1 pseudogene is annotated in these 378 nt (G+C 49.5%); it reads left to right on the top strand.

Annotated elements, in window-relative coordinates:
• Positions 1 to 255, top strand: a pseudogene (locus UF06_RS23055) (conjugal transfer protein TraB); the annotation flags it as partial.
• Between the last annotated feature and the right edge of the window lie 123 nt (positions 256 to 378).

The following is a 378-nucleotide window of genomic DNA, read 5'->3' as shown; positions in this document are numbered from 1 at the left end:
GGTTTTAGCCTGACCAAAGTTGAAGGCATGCTCAGTCGTTTTGGTGACAGCTTAGAGTCCGAACTGGAGAACATCAAAGCCACCGCTAACCGCAAGCAAGAATCGCAGTTAGCAGGACTAGAGCAGCAGATGCAGCAAAAGATCGATGAAAGTGAGGCGCTCAAAGCCCAGCTTGAGACACAACTGACCGAAAGTCTCAACGCGGAAAGCCAAAGCACCGCAAACTCCGCCCAGGGCAATACATTTGGACAATAGCGTCTGCCACCAAGGGCGGCCATCGATGACAATGTGGATACGAGCAATATCAATGAGTTCGCCTACCGAAGAAAAGATGACATTGCCTTTAGCGGTGACGCGTTTGATAGCTTTGAATTTCAT

It is taken from the genome of Vibrio sp. S234-5, from assembly GCF_000960595.1.
Taxonomy (GTDB): Bacteria; Pseudomonadota; Gammaproteobacteria; order Enterobacterales; family Vibrionaceae; genus Vibrio.
This window is presented reverse-complemented; position numbering and strand designations above follow the sequence as displayed.